This is a genomic window from Hoylesella enoeca JCM 12259 (assembly GCF_000613405.1).
In the GTDB taxonomy this organism is placed as follows: domain Bacteria; phylum Bacteroidota; class Bacteroidia; order Bacteroidales; family Bacteroidaceae; genus Prevotella; species Prevotella enoeca.
The window spans coordinates 1-18,430 of sequence record NZ_BAIX01000009.1 but is presented as its reverse complement, the minus strand read 5'-3'; the positions used below and the strand labels follow the sequence as shown (position 1 = coordinate 18,430).

Below are 18,430 nucleotides of genomic sequence, written 5' to 3'. Positions count from 1 at the left end.
CATGAAGATGAAGAACAAGTTTAACTATATCGCAATGGCTGCCTTAGGCTGCATGCTGTTTGTTTCTTGTAAAGAAGAAATCATAGAACTTTATGATACTGGTGGTGACGGTGTTTACTTTTCTTATAACAACAAGGAAGAGCTCAATGCCACAGTAAACTTTGCCGACTCGATTCTTACGCAACCCAAAGAGATTGCCGTTCAGTTGAAGCTGAAACTGATGGGTTATCCCTCTGATCATTCGCGAAAGGTTGTGCTCAAATCCAGGGCTCAATCGGGGGTGGCAGAAGCCAAGGTTGTTTTCCCCGAGATTGTGTTCGCACCGGGCGAAATTACAAAAAATGTGAGCGTTAAGGCGCAGCGCCCTACGCTTATAGACTCTACGTTTATTGCCCAAGTATATATCGATAACGAAGATCAACAGGCGCAGATCGGGGCAGGGATAAAAGATTTTCAAACCTTTACCATACATGTAAAAGAAACCTACACTAAGCCCAGTCAGTGGGATATGATGGGACTTTCATATCTCGGGCCATGGTCGGCCGAAAAGCAGATTCTGATGGTGAGGATTTCTGGGCGTAACGACTTTTACACATCGCCCGATTATTACCAGTTCGTACGTTGGAATCTGAAAGCCATTGATAGTTTACGGTGCCAACAAAAAGCTGCTCCACAAACCGCAATCACTATCGACATACCTTTCACCAATGACAATACCTATACCAAACCCTGGTATTGGACCACGTTACAAGACACCTACTTGGGCACGTATCAAAGTGGGGCTTTCGTTGGCCTGTGTAATAGTTTCGATATTACTACAGCTAATGAATACGCCCAGTTAGGCGGCGATGAAGCAACTATGAAAGCAATGAACCTGCGTGCTGTACATCAAATGATGTTGAAGTATAATACCTACTATCAAGATGGTTGGCGGCAAGGCGATTCGTACAAAGGCAACTTTTACATCCCCATGTTGTCCGACACCGATTACGAGTTGGTGAAGCCACAAGCATGGGCTGACGAGCAGGGTGGCCAGGCGCTTATAGAGAAATATTATGGCAACTATTCACCCGAGAAGTATCGCTTTATGATCAAGGTATGGATGGAACATAAAGGAGCCGACTTTGTGCTCAATCAGCTCTTCCCCGTGATGAATGAATGGGGCTATGTGCATTGGGACGACTCTCTTGGCGGCGAGGCTGCTATCAAGGCTGCCAACCAACTCTTCCGCGACAAAGCAGCTCTCGGTAGCTATTCATTTAGTTTCCCAGTAATACCCTGATTTTATGAACATTCAGTATTATCGAGGATTCTCACCGGAGATTGCCGAGGATCGATATTTAGAATCCAAGAGGACTGATACTTAAACTCCAAGAGGACTTATACTTAAAGTCCAAAAGGATTGATACTTAAAGCCCAAGAGGATTGATACTTAGAGTTTATCTCTGATATAAATTTCATCGAATAAAAACTCATTTCTATGAATACAAGAACAATATTTCTCATGGCAAGCATCGTTGTGCTTTCGTCCTGTTACGAGGATAAGGGCAACTACGATTATAGTTTCGATAGAATGAATTCCATCGATACACTTGTCTTCTCGCCCGCCGCTGTTGAAACTCTCAACGGACAAACGATCGAGTTTACACAACCGCTAACCGAGGCCGATACCCACAAGCGAATAGAAGTGAAGGTGGGGCAGTCGCTCCAGAAGAACACCGATCAACTCGACTTCAAGTGGATCAAAAGCTATATAAAGGATAAAAAACGGGTGAACGACACGCTCACCACCAAAGGCTATCTCGACGTAGATCTACCCGTGGGCAAAGCCACTAACTTTTCTATTCGCTTACAGGTCTACGACAAGACCACGGGTCTCGCACGTTACGAGAACTTTATCGTGGCTACGCGTCCCATCTTTAAAAATAGCCTCTTCTTCTTACACGGCAAGGCGGGCAGCGTTCGCCTCGGGAATATCGAAACCGTGGGGGCCACCACCAATGTGCGTAGCGATGCCTATAAATTGATCTATAAAGACGAGGCTAATCCATTTACGGATGCTTGCAAACTGATGTTTCAATACGGGTTAGTAGCAGTGGGGAGAGATTTCGTGCAGAACCATAACTTGATCGTATTTCTTAACAACGGTACCACCAAGACTTACAACCCATTTGGCATGGAATCGCGGCTTACGTCGTATAAAGACTTTATCATTCCATGGAGTGAGCAAGGCGCTTTTATTCCGGATAAATTCGGTATGGTAGGAGACCCCTCTAACCAGTCAGACTTCTATTTCATTACGGGCAAAGACGGACGTTTTATCACAGCCCGAGCCATTCCCTCTTTTAAGTTCCCTGCCACAGAGGGTTCGGTTGCCAGCTATAACATTACGGCTGCAACGATCACTTCGTCAGAGTTTCTGATGTGGGATGCGCGTAACAACCGATTCTTGCATGTTAACAAAGACGATGGTTATGGCATTTGGGCTGAGCGGCAAGCTTACGATGCACAACTCAACAATCCGGTACTTGATGCCCATGTGGACTTCTCGGGGCTGAAAAACGAGCTCTCGCCTGTGGGTAAAAAGGCTTTGTATGGATTTATTCAATATCGAGAAAATTACGAAAAGGCCGATCCGTATTTTATCTTCTACGATGCCACAAGCCAAAAGTATTACCTCTATCACCTTACCTCTACAGCTTCGGCCGACGATAAAGGCGATGGCGAAAGCAGTGATGCACCAGCCTATACCATTAAGGGCAAACTGCTGGAAGATTTCTCACCCTCGGTACAACCAACTATCATGTACAACACGTGGTTCAGCACGAATTATGTGTTTTATGCCGATGGGGCTGATGTGGTGAGATATAATATAAATAATGGTGACAAAACCGTGCTTTACACCGCCCCCAACGGCTACAATATCTCGTGCATGAAGTTTCGGTCGGCCGATACATTTCTTTATTCTGCCGATTTGGGGCGCTATCTCTCTATCGGAATGAACAAAGGCGATCAGGGTGCCGTTGCCGAAATCAAGCTCAACACAGCATCGGATATAGACGAAAGCTGGGCAGCAACGTTCTACGACACCGACTCGGATGGAGCCAAGCTGGGCAATATTCTCGATGTTCAGTTTGTGCGCGAATATTCTTACCAACTTCCAACAAATCATTAAATGAAAGCACTTTTCGTAGCAACATCGCTCTTGCTCGTTACCAATGTAGTGCAGGCTCAACAGAAAAGTCTCATCAAAGGACAGGTAGAGGGGCTTGCTTCAGGCAAGATCCATCTCATTGTTCGCAGCTCGGAAAGCCGATGGGACACGCTTCGCACCGTGGCGTTCACAAATAAAGGCTTTTCCATCCAGGAAATAGACGTGAGCGAACCACTCGCTGCTCGTCTGTCAATAGATGGTTATCAAGGAGGCTTCTCTTTCTTCTTAGAACCGGGAGGCAACTATCAGGCAACGTTGCGAGATGGCGAGCTCTACCCCATCACGGGAGGCGTATTGCAAAATCGGCAGATAGCATTCGAACAAGGTCAGCGCAAATTGATACTTGCCGTCGCTAACCTGCAACAGCGATGCGATAGTCTTCGCAAAGCGCTACGGTATGGCAGCGCAAGCAAACTAAACGACAGCATTAAAGTGCTGCAAAACGAACTCGAAACGCGTCGCACAACCTTTATGGCTGATAACGACAATATCCTTTCGGCCCATCTACAACTACAACAGATAGAGACTCAAGACTCTCCTTTAAATATATGCAGGCAATTGTATGCACAGCTCGGCGAGCGAGCAAAACAAAGTAGAAGTGGAGTCATCTTACAACAACGCATTGCCCGCCTCTCTAAGGTTAGTAAGGGAAGTCCGGCACCCGACTTTACACTCCCCACCCTCGAAGGGACATCGTTTACGCTTAGTAAGATGAAAGGGCGAGTAAAGATTGTCGATTTCTGGGCGTCATGGTGTGGCCCTTGCCGACTCAACAACCCCATATTAAAGCAGCTCTATGCCGAGTTCCACCGACGTGGACTGGAAATTGTCAACGTGTCGCTTGATGACAATCGCGAGCGTTGGGTGGCAGCTGTGCAAAAAGACGGGCTTAGTTGGACACAAACTTCGTCACTCAAAGCCTGGAACGATCCCGTTGCAAAACTCTACAACGTTACGGCCATTCCGGCCATTTTCGTACTCGATGCCGACAATAACATCATGGCCACGGGGCTGCATGGTGAAAGTTTAAAGGCTTTTGTGGCCGCATTGTTCGATAAAAACAACTAAGATGAGCGCTACTGCGCTTTTCAATCCAAAGAAAATAAACCAATCTTTTAAAATGAGACAAAAATTATTATCCGCATTACTATTTTTCGTGAGCAGTGCGATAGCACAGCAGGAAGGACAGTTTGTCATTACCGGAACCATGTGCATTGACTCCCTGCGCTATACCCCGCAAACCGTCAAGAAGATTTATCTCAGCCACGAAGTTAATGGGCAAGAACTTGTTGTCGATTCGGCCGTGGTCACCAACAAACAATTCACTCTGAAAGGAACAGCCCCCAAGCAGGTTACTCCCTATCGTATTTCGGGATTTGATAATGGAACCATCCAGCTATTTCTCGAGCCGGGAAACATTACAGTGTTACCTTTCGACGCCCGCTTTCCCGTTGGTGCAAGAGTAAAGGGCACGCCCGCAAACGAAGTTCTCTTTGCTTACCAAGCGCTCAATGAAGCCAATTCGCAAACGGCAAAAGAGCGAATGGATAAAACGCTGGCCGATCTACCTGACGAAGTGCGCAACAATGATAAAGCCTTTTATCCCTACCAACGCGCCACCTACTACGTAAACAGCCTTTCCTATCGAACGGCCGCTATGCGCTTCGTATGCCAACATCTCGACTCGCCGGTAGCACTTTACATCATCAAATACGATCTGTTTAGGTTTTTCACCCCCAAGGTTCTCGAAGAGCAATACCTCAATGCCGTGCCACCTACGTTGCGCCAGCATCCTATGTATTGGGAGCTTACCAACTTGTTGCGAGCAGCCAGTTTAGAGGTAGGCAAACCTGCGCCCGACATTGAGGGTGAAACTCCCAGCGGGAAAACCATTACTTTGGCCGACTTACGGGGCAAATACGTGTTGATAGATTTCTGGGCATCGTGGTGTGCCCCTTGCCGCCGCGAATTTCCCGTTATCAAGCAGGCGCTGCAAGAATTAGAAGGATCTGTTCCGTTCGCTGTCTTAAGCTATTCTATTGACAGCAAAAAGCAGGAATGGACCAACTGTATTGCGCGCAACAACCTTTCGCACGCTAACTGGCTGCACGCTTCTGTACTCAAAGGTTGGAGCTCGCCGGCTGCTAAACTCTACAATGTAGAGGCTGTTCCGCGTACGGTTCTCATCAGTCCCAAGGGCAACATTGTGGCCTTCGACTTGCGAGGCGAGCAGTTGCTCAACATGGTTAAAAAGATAAAGAATGGCGAACTGAAACCCGACGAATCGGCCTCAGCCACACAAAACACAATACCAATTTTGCCCGAGGAATTGACCGATATCCCCGATAAAGATCTTTATGCACAATACCAGGCATTGGCTCGGCAATGCGATCAGTCGGTTGCCGACTCACTTTCGGCTTTGCGCCGCAGCCGAGGCGAGCGCTTTCTGACCACGGAAGATGGGAAAGCAGCCGAGAAGCGTTTCCGTGCCCAAGCCAATATCGCACTGACAACCAATCGCCTGCAATTCCTGCTCGATCACAACACCTCACCCCTTATGCCACTACTCATGCAGCGCGATATGCTGCCACTCTTCAATAAAGAGTATGGTCGACAGCTTGTAGCCACAGTTGCGCCGCAGATACTGTCAAGCCCTTATACGCGAGCCCTCGACAACAGTGTTCGCTCACTCAATCTGATGCAAGGCAATGATGTTCCCGACATCACGCTCCCGTTGGCCGATGGAACAAAAAAACTGCTTAGCAACTACCAGGGCCAATATGTTCTACTTACCTTCTGGCTTCGTGGTGCCCTGATTGCCGCCGCGAGTTGCCCAAACTGAAACAGCTGTATACCGAGTCATGCCATGCCAAAACAAAGCTCACCTTGGTAAGCGTTTCGCTCGATAAAGATGAAGCTGCCTGGCGCAAGGCCCTCAAAACATTTGGCATCAACAGCCCCGACTGGATTCAAGCCCGCGACATCCAAGGCACATCTTCGCCATCGGCCAAGCTCTTTGGTGTGCGTGAGATTCCCATGAACGTATTGATCGACCCAGAGGGTAAGGCTATCTCGCTAACATTGCAAGGCGACGAACTACTCACCCGTGTACGGCAGATTCTTTCAGGCGACCTGTATTATCAGCAAGAAACGCCCAAGAAGTAATACTACATAGTTAAGCAGATTCCCATTCTGTGCACAATTATTTCGCCAGACATTTACAGCATACAGTAAATGCCTGGCGAAATCGTAAACAGCAAGTTCGCCCTTATTGTTCTCCGTAATCTTTCGTTCAAATAGATCCGTTTCGGGTTACCGCGCGTATTGATGTGATAAAATAATAAAGGCTCGTCCGCAGTAATGCGGACGAGCCATTGTAGATAATCCCAATATTACAAATGGGAATTAAAGTTGCGGACCGGCAGACACGAGTGCCTTGCCATCTGCATTTCCTTCGTATTTCTTGAAGTTCTTGATAAAGCGCTCTGCAAGATCCTTTGCTTTGGTTTCCCACTGCGAAGCATCTGCGTAAGTGTCGCGAGGATCAAGGATCTTCGGATCTACACCGTTGAGATTTGTGGGCACAACGAAGTTGAAGTAAGGGATAGTCTTCGTCGGAGCCTTATCGATCGAGTGATCGAGAATAGCATCGATGATACCGCGGGTGTCACGAATGGAAATACGCTTGCCCGTTCCGTTCCAACCGGTATTTACCAAGTAAGCCTTTGCGCCACTCTTCTCCATGTGACGAACAAGTTCGTGTGCATATTTCGTCGGGTGCAATTCAAGGAATGCCTGACCGAAACAAGCCGAGAAAGTAGGAGTCGGTTCGGTGATGCCACGCTCTGTTCCAGCCAACTTAGCAGTGAAACCAGAGAGGAAGTAATACTTCGTCTGTTCTGCGTTCAGAATAGAAACAGGAGGCAGTACGCCGAAAGCGTCGGCCGAAAGGAAGATCACCTGCTTAGCAGCGGGACCTTGTGACTCGGGGCGCTGTATGTTCTTAATGTGGTAAATGGGATAAGACACGCGAGTGTTCTCTGTTACGCTCTTGTCAGCAAAGTCGATCTTGCCGTCTTTGTCAACCGTCACGTTCTCCAAAAGAGCATCGCGCGTGATAGCACCATAGATATCCGGTTCTGCCTCTTTATCCAAGTTGATCACCTTTGCATAGCAACCACCCTCGAAGTTAAACACACCTTTGTCATCCCATCCGTGCTCGTCGTCACCGATCAAGAGACGTTTCGGTCGGTAGAAAGAGTCGTTTTACCTGTTCCCGATAATCCGAAGAAGATCGCTGTATTTTCTCCGTTCTTGTCGGTATTAGCAGAACAGTGCATGGCAGCAACGCCTTTGAGCGGTAAGAAGTAGTTCATCATCGAGAACATACCCTTTTTCATTTCACCGCCATACCATGTGTTGATGATCACTTGCTCTTTGCTCGTTACGTTGAAGACAACGGCAGTCTCAGAGTTCAGGCCCAATTCCTTATAGTTCTCCACCTTAGCTTTCGACGCGTTGTATACAACGAAGTCGGGCTCTTGATCAAAATCAGCCTCGCTCTTGGGACGGATAAACATGTTGGTCACGAAATGTGCCTGCCAAGCCACCTCCATAATGAAGCGGATCTTCATGCGCGTGTCTTTGTGCGTACCGCAGAAACCGTCTACAACAAACAACCGCTTGTTAGACAATTCTTTCTTAGCGATATCCTTCACGGCATTCCAAGTCTCTTTGCTTGCACGGTGATTGTCGTTCTTATATTCGTCGGATGTCCACCAAACAGTGTCGTGTGAGTTCTCATCATCAACGATAAACTTATCCTTAGGCGATCTTCCGGTGTAGATTCCGGTCTTAACATTGATCGCACCAAGCTCTGTCTCCTGACCAACTTCATAGCCTTCAAGCCGGCCTTGGTCTCTTCATTGAACAACACTTCATAAGAGGGGTTGTAAAGAACCTCTGTTGTTCCTGTGATTCCGTACTTTTCCAGTACTGACTTATCAAACTTTGCCATTTTGTAAATGTATTTAAGTGTGAATTATAACCTTTCCATCAGTTTTACCTGAATTGGCAGCAAAGGTAGCAAAATTGTGTTTTCTCGCCAAGCATCAGTTGACAAAAATACAACTCATCAAGCGTTTTTAGGTTAAAGAATTAAAAAAGCAAGAGACCTCGAATATATTTGCAATTTAGACTTTGCAAAGAAAAGAGATTTTTCCTACTTTTGCATTCAATTATCGGATAGCTCTCTCAAACTCACCGTCATAGAGAGTACAACAGAATCACATAAAACCGCACGACAAGACCATGCAAGTCATTAATTTCAGCGACACCAATTCCATTATTAATCAGTACTTGGCGGAGATGCGCGATGTCGATTATCAGAAAAACCGACTGCTTTTTCGCAACAATATCCAACGCATCGGCGAGATGGAAGCCTATGAGATATCCAAAACCCTGACTTATGAGGCCAAGGATATAGCCACTCCCCTGGGCATTTCCCGTGTGAATGTGCCCATAGACAAGATTGTGCTGGCAACAATATTCCGTGCCGGCCTGCCGTTCCACAACGGCTTCCTCAACATCTTCGACCATGCCGGCAATGCCTTTGTATCTGCTTATCGCGAATACACCGATGCCGAACATCACAACGTGGGCGTGCATGTGGAATACCTGGCAACACCGAGTATCGACGCCAAAACCCTCATCATAGCCGACCCCATGTTGGCAACGGGAGGTTCGATGGAACTGGGCTATAAAGCATTCCTCACCAAGGGAACTCCCCGACGCATCCATGTGGCCTGCGTGATAGCCAATCCCGAGGGAATAGACCACATCAAGCGCGTGTTCCCGGAAGATCAAACCACAATTTGGTGTGCAGCGATAGATCCCGGCATGAACGAACACAAATACATCGTTCCGGGCTTTGGTGACGCCGGCGACTTGTGCTACGGCGACAAGCTCTGACAAGAGATTGCCCGTCATGCCACTAAGGAAAAAGACAGAATTACAAACTTGATCATGTGAAAGGTTGCAGTAACGGTTTGGCCGCTGCAACCTTTCTTTATTGCTCCCTGTTGCTGGCTCATTCGCCGGCAACAAACTGGTGCCACCCGCCTGCCATGCCATCTCAATTCCCCTGCGATATAGCCTTTGCCCGTTTGCAATACAGCCTCTGTCCCTTTATCCTATAACCACCATTCGCTTCCTAACGCAGATACGATTCATTTGCTATATAGAAACTATTGAAGAGATCCCTATCTAATTGAATTATCATCGTGATGATAATTTCGTTTCATCGTGATGATATTTTAGTTTCATCGTGATGATACATATTTTTCATCATGATGATAATTTAATTAGATAGGGAGGAATGCAATCGCAGTTAGGGAGTAAATGGAGATGAGGTGGTGAGTAGATGGGAATTAGTCAGAGAGTAAATGGAGATGAAGTGGTGAGTAGATGGATGGACAAAGGTGAGTGAATGAGTGGATGGGGCAATGTGTGGACGAAGACTGCTTAATAAATGGGCGAGGTGGGAGCTTGGTGGATGGGGAGCTGGTTAATGCAGGGAGGAGGAAGTTTGAAGAGGTGTGGAGGGCGGTTTGCTGGGAGGAGCGGGCAAGGATTGCTTCAAAAATGGGGGAAACGATTAGGGTGCGGTTGTGCCGCTGGTGACGGCCCGACATTCGTAATAAATCGGTGTTTGCTTTGTTTTCTCTCCGATTTGCACTACTTTTGCAGTCGTTAAACAATTATAGACGGCAGACAAATGGACTGGTTGAGCAGCTTATTTACCGTGCATTCATCCACGCAGACCGTTGTGGTGATTTCGCTGATCTGCGCACTCGGACTTGCGTTGGGCAAACTGCGATTCTTCGGGATATCATTGGGTAGCGCCTTTGTGTTTTTTATCGGTATCGTCGCCGGGCATCTCGGATTGGGCGTCGATGCACAGACGCTTGATTATGTGGAGACGTTCGGACTTTCGCTTTTTGTTTATACGTTGGGACTTTCGGTGGGCCCCAACTTCTTCGGATCGCTTCGTCACGAGGGAATCGCACTGAATCTTTGGAGTTTGGCTGTTGTCGTGTTGGGCACTTTGACGGCTTTGATACTCTGTCAAGCGACGAGCATCCCGATGACCGACATGATCGGGCTGCTCTGCGGAGCCACAACTAACACGCCGGCATTAGGTGCTGCTCAGCAGGCTTTGCTGCAATCGGGTCTCCCCACGGGCGGAGCTGCGCTGGGATGTGCTGTGACCTATCCGCTCGGTGTGGTCGGTGTGATTTTCGCCATGGTGATTCTGCGCAAGTGGTTTGTGCGTCCCGATGATCTGAAAGTGCACTGCGAGGCCGAAGAAGATCACACCTATGTGGGCCAATTCGTGGTGATCAATCCGGCGCTCAACGGCAAAACCTTGGCTCAGGTGTCGGCAATGACCCATTTCAAGTTTATCATTTCGCGCATCTGGCGCGGCAAACAGGTGATTGTTCCACTGTCGACCACCCAACTACATACGGGCGATAACGTGATGATGGTGATCACAGACGACGAAGTAGAGGCCATAACGCTACTCTTCGGAAAGCAAGTTGAGAAAGACTGGAACGCCGAGAAAGTGGATTGGAATCGCATAGATAAAGCCGTGGAATCGAAAGTTATCGTGATCTCGCGCACCGAGCTGAATGGCAAACAACTCGGAAAGCTGCAACTGCGCAGCACTTACGGCGTGAATGTGAGCCGTGTGATGCGAGGCGACATCACATTACTGGCCACGAATGATTTGCGTTTGCAATACGGCGATCGCGTCACTGTGGTGGGCGAACACGATGATGTGGAGCACGCTGCGAAATTCCTTGGCAATGCCATTCAGCAACTCAACGAGCCTAATCTGGGTGCGATCTTCTTCGGCGTGTTGATCGGTCTCATTGTGGGAGCTATCCCGTTGAATATTCCCGGAATGTCGGCACCCGTGCGATTGGGCATTGCCGGCGGTCCGATCGTGGTCGGAATCTTGGTCGGATCACTTGGTCCGCGCACGCATTTCATTTCTTACACCACGCGTTCTGCATCGCTGATGCTGCGCAAGTTGGGGCTTTCGATTTATTTGGCGTGCCTGGGTTTGGATGCCGGTAGCCAATTCTTCGAAACCATTGTGCGCCCCGAAGGCTTGCTTTGGGTGGGTATCGGTTTTGTGATTACGTTTGTTCCCGTGATCCTCGTGGGCCTGATCGTTTTGCGGATGGGCCGACTCGACTTCGGATCTATCTGCGGAATCCTGTGCGGTTCGATGGCTAACCCGATGGCACTGACCTATGCCAACGACACGATCAAAGGCGAGACGCCCGCCGTGAGCTATGCTTCGGTCTATCCGTTGGGGATGTTTGTTCGCGTGATTATTGCCCAAATGCTTATCATGTTTTTTACTTAAAGACTGCTATGAAATATGTAAACGATACCGTTCGGCGGCGAGATCGACTGATGGATGAGACTCGTGCCCTCGAGCTTTTGCGTGATTCGGAATATGGCGTGCTGTCGATGATCGACGAAAATGGTATGCCTTACGGTATTCCCGTCAATCACGTGTGGGACGGCAAAGATTCTATCTACATTCATTGTGCCCCCGAAGGCTTTAAGCTTCGCGCTATTGCAAAGCACGCAGAGGTGTCGTTTGTCATCGTGGGTCGTGTTCATCTGCTGCCCAATAAGTTCACGACAGAATATGAGAGTGTGCTGTTCAGAGGTCGGGCATACGTCGGTCTGAGCGATGAAGAGAAGATGCGAGCTCTTCATTTGCTGATAGATAAGTTGTCGCCCGATGACAAAGAGCTTGGCGATAAGTATGCACACAAGTCCTTTCATCGTGTGGAGATTATCCGAGTAGACTTTACGGAGTTTTCGGGTAAGCGTAAATATGTGCCTGCGGCAGACTGAATCAGCTGGTCTTGCATGGTAATCGCATTGCAATTTACCTTTTTCAGAATTCCGGTTCACGCGTAAACGCCAGCCGTTTGCCCGTAACCGGATGCGTGAATGCAATTTCGGCGGCATGCAGATAGAGTCGGTCGGCCGACAAACCATACAGCGTGTCGCCCACAATCGGGGCATTCAGTCCGTCGATATGTGCGCAATGCACGCGCAACTGATGGGTACGCCCCGTGCGAGGCCATAGTGTCACGCGCGTGAATGCACCCGATTCGCCGTCGATCTGATAGTCGGTGACGGCCGTTTTGCCGTGTTCCCAATCTACGATTTGGCGCGGCCGGTCGAGCGGATCGGGGCGTATGGGCAGCGAAATCGTGCCTCGCGGAGCTGCATTCGGCCTTGAAACGAGCAGCGCCACATAGCGTTTGCTCACCTCGCGACGGGCAAACTGCGCCTGCAACAGCCGATAGACCGCAGTTGTTTTAGCCGCAACGAGCAGTCCGCTGGTAGCCATATCGAGCCGATGCACCATGATCGGTCCGTCGACTTCGGGCCAACGGGTGCGCAACACGCTGTCGACCGACTCGCGACAACTTTTTCCCGGCACGCTCAACATCCCCTCGGGCTTGTTCACGACGGCCAAAAACGCGTCTTCATAAACAATCTCCAATGTCTTTTTTTCAAGTGAATCCAATGGATTCTTGGCTACATCCATTCCTCGAAGCATAAACTCTAAGATGGGTTTACACTTGCCCCGACACGCCGGGTAATAGTGAAGATGCCGACGAAGCTCGGTCTTCGGCGATGCACCCCACCAAAATTCGGCCATCGCAAGAGGCCGAAGATCATGCAGAAAAGCATATTGCAACAGTTTCGGCGCACAACATTCGCCGGCTCCCGAGGGTGGAACACGCTGCGCCGTAGCAGCAAAGATGTGCAACAAATCGCGCTCTTCGCCCCGCGCATTACGCATACGAAACTGTCGGAAAAGCCAATGCTGCAAGGCATCTGAGCGCCGTTTACGCTCCGCCTTGCGCCGCTCGATCTCGTCGTCGAACGTCTGCACCGTTGCCGCCAATGCCGCAACGCGTGCCGCCAGACGCTTCTTCAACCGCCGCAGTTCGGCTTTCATAAACTGACTTTCGCGTATCCGAGCCTCCTCATCGGCATCCTCCACAGACTGTTCACGCCGTTCATCACGTTTGCGTTTAGCCTCTCTCATCTGCTGTCGATAGGCTTCTATTTCGCGTTCGGCCGCAGCTTTCATCAATGCCAAATGTTCCACAGCCTCGCGCCGTTGTTCAGACGACATCAGATCGGCAATCTCCCGATTGATGCGCGAGATCTTCTCTTCCTCGGTTTTGAAATAACCCGCAGGCTGCAAATAATCGAACACGGCCGGCACAAAGCCCTCCCAGTCGGCCCGTTCGCCGATTTGTCCCGAGTAAGCAGCAAGAAATCCGAGTTCGCCCGACGCTTTTTCGACCACCAACACGCCGAACATCTTGCCCCGCGCCACCTCTTCGCGCCACGCTGTCAAGGCCTCGATCTGCAACCGGAGTTGCTCGACGGCGAGGCGACAAAGCGGGTGCGGATCATAGAAAAAAGGATTGTTGAACTGCTGCGGACGCGGAAGCGCAGTATGTAAAGGATGAAACAACATAACATATTGATAATCAACACCATGCAACTAACGGTTAATTGGCGTGCGATGAACGCTTAGTTGGCGTGCGAAAAACTGTTAGTTGCACGATGATTAACGGCTTTTCGCATGCAACATCTGTTGGATATGCACCATCTTTTGCTGTCGGTCGAGGTTGAAAGTTTTATCATGTGTACTGAGATAGTCGAATAACCGGAAAGCTTTTTCGAGCAACATGTCGCGCAGCGGCGCCTGTTTGCCGGAGCCTTCGACATAATACAGTTCGGCCAACATCCCTAAACGCTCCGTTTGTTCGTCGTCTTTCCAGTGCTCGCCGGCATAGTGCAAGGCCTCGTCCACGGAAAGATTACGCAGCGTTTCATAGTCGCCCACATACTGTCTGTATAAATCGCGCAGGGCCAAATCTTGGTCTTCGCCCTCTGCCTTTTCCAAGAATTTCTGAATGGCAACCATGAATTCCTGGATGAGTCGCATGATATAATCGCGTTGAAGCATATCGTTTGTGAATTAATTATTCGTTCGAGCCTCTCCCACAACCCATTGGGGAGGCGGAGAAAGTGAGTTATGAATCTGTTATATGGAGTGGAATGAATGAGAGAGTGAGTGTATGAAAGAACTTGCTTAAGAATAATTGAGCAAGAGATCAGGAGTTGTAAACAAATCTCTCTACGACTGCTTGCTCTTCATATAAGCCGCCTCCATTTGCTGAGCCTGCCTTAAATTGCGCATCATTTGCTTGGCAGCTTCTTCTGAGGAGGTCGGAGATTTGTGCCATTCTTCCATCTCTTGAAACATCCTTTCGGTGCTTTCTTTGTGGAATTGATTGAGATATATCATTTGTCATCGCGTTAATGGTGCAAATGTATGCTTAAATATTGAAAGTGCCAAATATATTTCACTACCGTTGGGCTATGACTTTTACAATACAATAACAGGCCGTACCCGTTATAACGAGGTACGGCCTGACTATATTTAATAAATAAAGAGGCTACGAAATACGATTAAATCCGCTTATTCTTTCCTCTTTTTATAAAAGACTCGTAGCTGTAATACATTAATCATCAGTACGATCCACCAAAAGATAGATTGCTTGGAATAATCCATGGAATAACAAACAAAGATTCCGGCAATCGCTATCAATATATCATCCAAACAGTCGCGAGGAGTGCCCCAAACCATGTCTAAGAGGCAGCGACACCCTTTCCTGAATGCCATTATCAGGCCGATCACACACGTAAAGAAGATTGCTAAGATCAGAAATGTACATAGATAAAACAGCTGCTCATGTCTTTCTGTGGCAGGACTGATGGCGCCGAGCAAAAGCATAAGCTTGGCATATACGACGATAAGATTTTATCACGACTACTGGTATTCATCATTTGCTATTAGTTATTACGTTAGTCATGCAAATATATGACATTTTCCTGAAAGTGCCAAAAGATTTATCGTAATTTTGCACGTATGGAAACGATTAGGTTAAAGGATTTGACTGTGGGGTACCCCATGTGTGGCAAGCAAGCGAAAGCGGTGTTGACGGATGTCAATGCAACGGTCGAAAGCGGCCGACTCACGTGTATGCTCGGGGCAAACGGCGTGGGGAAGTCGACGCTTCTGCGCACATTGGCGGGATTCCAAACGGCTTTGTCGGGCGAGATTCGCATCGCCCGACAGCGGGAAGATGATCGTGAAGCAAGGGCTTTCGATGAGATCGGCAGACTGACCAAGAAAGAATTGGCACGGCGAATCAGTGTTGTGCTGACGGGAAAGCCTGATGTACAGAACATCACTGCGACCGAATTAGTGGGGCTGGGGCGCTCGCCTTATACGGGATTCTGGGGCAGTCTCAACGAGGCAGACCATCGGATCGTGGACGAAGCGCTGCAACTGGTGGGGATTCAGGCACTCGCCGGCAGGATGATCCAAACCCTCAGCGACGGCGAACGTCAGAAGGTGATGATCGCCAAGGCACTGGCTCAACAGACGCCGATCATCTTACTCGATGAGCCGACTGCCTTTCTCGATTTCCCAAGCAAGGTGGACGTTATGCAGTTGCTGCGTCGGTTGGCCCGAGAACAAGACAAGACTATTCTTCTTTCCACACACGACTTAGAGTTGGCCTTGCAACTCTCCGACGAACTTTGGATGCTCGATGCCGAGCGAGCTTATCCGTCGGCACGCCCCGCGCATTGGCTTCGCAGGGCGTCATCAACCGTTATATTGCGCGAACAGACATCGTGTTAGACAACACTCATCTCTCCCTGCACATCATTTGACAATTTTCTGAACCTCCTCGATCGTCCGATCAAAGGGGCCATTATGCTCGAGTTTAAGCGTACACATAGCGGCGGCAAACTTCCCGGCGGCTTCATAGCCCACGCCTTGTGACCGGCAATACAGATAACCCGCACTATATGTATCGCCGCAGCCCGTCGCATCGACTACGGCCGTGGGTTGATAGGCCGGAATCTCATAGAATCTGCCTTCGGCATAGATGAGCGAACCATAACTCCCCAACGTGATGACCACTTCGCGCACACCGCTGTCTGCCAACTGACGGGCCACCTCGTGCGGGTCGTCCGACTCCGAAACGATCATCATCTCATGCTCATTGAGTTTGAGAATGTCAGTCTGCGGAAGCACGTCTGCTTTCGTCCGCCACGCCGTGGGATACACCTCCCTATCGCGAACGCCACGCAGAAAGCCCTGCACATCGATCGAGATGCGGCTGCGCGATGCCAGATCGCTTACCAACTCGGGTGAGAAATCATCGTCGAGAAGCGAACCCAAGTGGAAGATCCGTGACTCGACGCCTTGCAATTCGTCGACCGTAAAAGGATCGGCCTTAGCCAACACGCGCTGACTGCGGTGGTTGGCATCGGCCCCATACGTATTCTCAAAATAGACGGTGTGCGCGCTGCCGTGACACATCACGTCCACTCCCGATGCGCGCAGGCGTTCCACCTCGGCCAACCCGTCGTGCCCCACCTTCGTGACCAGTCGGAACGACACCGCGGGCGGCAGTCTCCGAATAGCATGAGCAAAGTAAAATGCCGTGCCGCCAGCCATGTCCACCCGGTTCTGCGGCGTGATAATCGTGTCGTGTGTGATGTGTCCGATGCAGCAAATATCTGTCATTGATAGAGCGTTAATCCGTTTGCCAACTTCGGGCCCGCGTATTCCGATCGAGAGACACGACCGACAAACCAAGCAAACCACAAAACTGAATCAAACCTAAGAGTTTGCAAAGATACGCATTAAAACCCAATCCAACGTACCTGCATCCTCTTTTTGTTGCTCCATTATCGGGTCTTTTTATCCGCTTTTTCGCCATTTTCCACCGGCCTCTTCCCATCGGCGAAGCAACCGCAGCCCCCCACCTCACCAGCGCACACCCAAGCCAAGCATGAGATGATTGGGATGTTTAAAGTCGTGCAGACTGTAACCGATATTCGCAAACAGGTGCTTCGTTACGCCCACCTTCAATGCCAACATCTGATACCAACCCCTAAACCCGCCGCGCGCATTGAGCACATAATGCCCGTAGCCGAGATTGATCGTGAAAAAGGGCATCACAAACTCGGCGCGTCCCGACAACCCCAAAGCCATCTGCTTCGCAACCGAAGGCCGACGCACACGCGACCACTCATCATCCTCATCGCCCACCCCCACAATATAGTCGTCATCATAATAGAGATTGGCACTGCGGTCATACACGCCGTCGACCGACACACCCGCATTAAACCACGGATTGACATGGTAAAGCGGATTAAACGTAAACCCAAACACCCCATAACTGCCCGGCAGCGCCACCGGATTGCCGTCTAAATAAATGCCATGCTTGCGCCAAGCCCCATACAACACCAAATCATAACCGATCCGACGCCGAAACGGCGCAATCGACCGCACACGCCAAGCCCGATCCCGGCGCCGGTTGACATAGTAAGCCACGCTCACCCTACCGCCCAACACGTTCAACCCGGCATTAGGAATCGCCGTATTACCATTCGAAAAATGCACAATCGACACACCCGCATTCACATCCCAACAGTCACTCAATTGCCAACCCACATACAAGTCGGCATCGATATAAGCCGTCACCTTCGACCCAATCACCTTGTTCTCCGGATTGTCGTTCAAGTCAAACGGGTGCCACCCAAACGTCAACCCCAAGTTCCATTCATAGTTCAGCGACACCCGCGGCGCCATCCCCACGATGCGTGCACCCTGAAAGATAAACGCCGAAACAGGATTGCCCAACTGCCGGTTGAAGTCATGATACGCCACCCCGACACCCTGATACGCCCCCTTATACACCGCCGCCCGCACACTGCCCTGCGGCAACTGGAACGCATATTTCAGTCGCGCCGTAAACGCATGGTTCATCGTCCGCCCCTCGGCATTCTCCCCGCGCAGATACTGATTGGTATGCAAGATCTTCGAAGGCACCACATCTGCCTCGATGCGATAGATCAGCGGCGCCTCCTGTGCCAGCGAGTCCTCCCCCTGTGCTGCCGCAGTGCCCGTCGCCAGCATCCCCCAAACAACCATCAAAATATGTTTATTCATCTTTCATTCTCTTTCGAATGGCAAAGTTAACCAAATCCCCCCACCTCTGCAAGTCG

General features: G+C 49.6%; 14 protein-coding genes and 1 pseudogene. 9 read left to right on the top strand and 6 right to left on the bottom strand.

What is annotated here, in order from left to right; all coding sequences use genetic code 11:
* Positions 1–7 precede the first annotated feature (7 nt).
* The 5 genes from JCM12259_RS04545 to JCM12259_RS17170 all read left to right on the top strand — a co-directional run bounded on the left by JCM12259_RS04545 (position 8) and on the right by JCM12259_RS17170 (position 6,379).
* Positions 8–1,282, top strand: a complete 1,275-nt coding sequence (locus JCM12259_RS04545) for a DUF4843 domain-containing protein (protein WP_309546401.1) — start codon at positions 8–10, stop codon at positions 1,280–1,282.
* Between the two features lie 198 nt (positions 1,283–1,480).
* A complete protein-coding gene (locus JCM12259_RS04540; RefSeq protein WP_025065576.1) occupies positions 1,481–3,175 on the top strand; it encodes a PKD-like family lipoprotein in 1,695 nt (564 codons plus the stop codon).
* Positions 3,176–4,282, top strand: coding sequence for a TlpA disulfide reductase family protein (locus tag JCM12259_RS04535; protein ID WP_025065575.1), 1,107 nt, complete (start codon positions 3,176–3,178; stop codon positions 4,280–4,282).
* A 52-nt stretch (positions 4,283–4,334) separates the two neighbouring features.
* A complete protein-coding gene (locus JCM12259_RS13835) occupies positions 4,335–6,056 on the top strand; it encodes a redoxin domain-containing protein (RefSeq protein ID WP_234396547.1) in 1,722 nt (573 codons plus the stop codon).
* Positions 6,044–6,379 (top strand): TlpA family protein disulfide reductase, encoded by a 336-nt coding sequence (locus JCM12259_RS17170; RefSeq protein WP_234396546.1) that lies wholly within the window; start codon positions 6,044–6,046, stop codon positions 6,377–6,379. The genes JCM12259_RS13835 and JCM12259_RS17170 overlap by 13 nt, the downstream gene beginning before the upstream one ends.
* A 240-nt stretch (positions 6,380–6,619) precedes the next feature.
* Here the strand turns inward: JCM12259_RS17170 and pckA are convergent.
* A pseudogene (pckA, locus tag JCM12259_RS13830) lies at positions 6,620–8,231 on the bottom strand (phosphoenolpyruvate carboxykinase (ATP)).
* 293 nt (positions 8,232–8,524) lie between these two features.
* Between pckA and upp the strand changes: the two are divergent.
* From upp to JCM12259_RS04510, 3 genes are all read left to right on the top strand, one after another.
* Positions 8,525–9,184, top strand: coding sequence for a uracil phosphoribosyltransferase (upp, locus tag JCM12259_RS04520; RefSeq protein WP_025065574.1), 660 nt, complete (start codon positions 8,525–8,527; stop codon positions 9,182–9,184).
* A gap of 805 nt (positions 9,185–9,989) precedes the next feature.
* Complete coding sequence (locus JCM12259_RS04515; protein WP_025065573.1) at positions 9,990–11,651, top strand: putative transporter; 1,662 nt, start codon at positions 9,990–9,992, stop codon at positions 11,649–11,651.
* Positions 11,652–11,659: 8 nt separating this feature from the next.
* Positions 11,660–12,154, top strand: a complete 495-nt coding sequence (locus JCM12259_RS04510; RefSeq protein WP_025065572.1) for a pyridoxamine 5'-phosphate oxidase family protein — start codon at positions 11,660–11,662, stop codon at positions 12,152–12,154.
* 43 nt (positions 12,155–12,197) lie between these two features.
* Here the strand turns inward: JCM12259_RS04510 and JCM12259_RS04505 are convergent, their stop codons facing one another.
* The 3 genes from JCM12259_RS04505 to JCM12259_RS16700 form a co-directional block, all read right to left on the bottom strand.
* Positions 12,198–13,808 carry a pseudouridine synthase gene (locus JCM12259_RS04505; RefSeq protein ID WP_025065571.1) on the bottom strand — a complete coding sequence of 537 codons (1,611 nt, stop codon included), beginning with the start codon at positions 13,806–13,808 and terminating at the stop codon, positions 12,198–12,200.
* 93 nt (positions 13,809–13,901) lie between these two features.
* Positions 13,902–14,303, bottom strand: coding sequence for a hypothetical protein (locus JCM12259_RS04500; protein WP_025065570.1), 402 nt, complete (start codon positions 14,301–14,303; stop codon positions 13,902–13,904).
* A gap of 171 nt (positions 14,304–14,474) precedes the next feature.
* Positions 14,475–14,645, bottom strand: coding sequence for a hypothetical protein (locus JCM12259_RS16700; protein ID WP_156409636.1), 171 nt, complete (start codon positions 14,643–14,645; stop codon positions 14,475–14,477).
* Positions 14,646–15,269: 624 nt separating this feature from the next.
* Here JCM12259_RS16700 and JCM12259_RS13825 point away from each other — a divergent pair.
* A complete protein-coding gene (locus JCM12259_RS13825; RefSeq protein WP_234396545.1) occupies positions 15,270–16,049 on the top strand; it encodes an ABC transporter ATP-binding protein in 780 nt (259 codons plus the stop codon).
* A 24-nt stretch (positions 16,050–16,073) separates the two neighbouring features.
* Here the strand turns inward: JCM12259_RS13825 and JCM12259_RS04480 are convergent, their stop codons facing one another.
* Together JCM12259_RS04480 and JCM12259_RS13820 are read right to left on the bottom strand one after the other, a co-directional pair.
* On the bottom strand, positions 16,074–16,943 hold the full coding sequence (locus tag JCM12259_RS04480) for a PfkB family carbohydrate kinase (protein ID WP_025065568.1): 870 nt from the start codon (positions 16,941–16,943) through the stop codon (positions 16,074–16,076).
* A 243-nt stretch (positions 16,944–17,186) separates the two neighbouring features.
* Positions 17,187–18,374, bottom strand: coding sequence for an acyloxyacyl hydrolase (locus tag JCM12259_RS13820; RefSeq protein WP_036888535.1), 1,188 nt, complete (start codon positions 18,372–18,374; stop codon positions 17,187–17,189).
* Positions 18,375–18,430 lie beyond the last annotated feature (56 nt).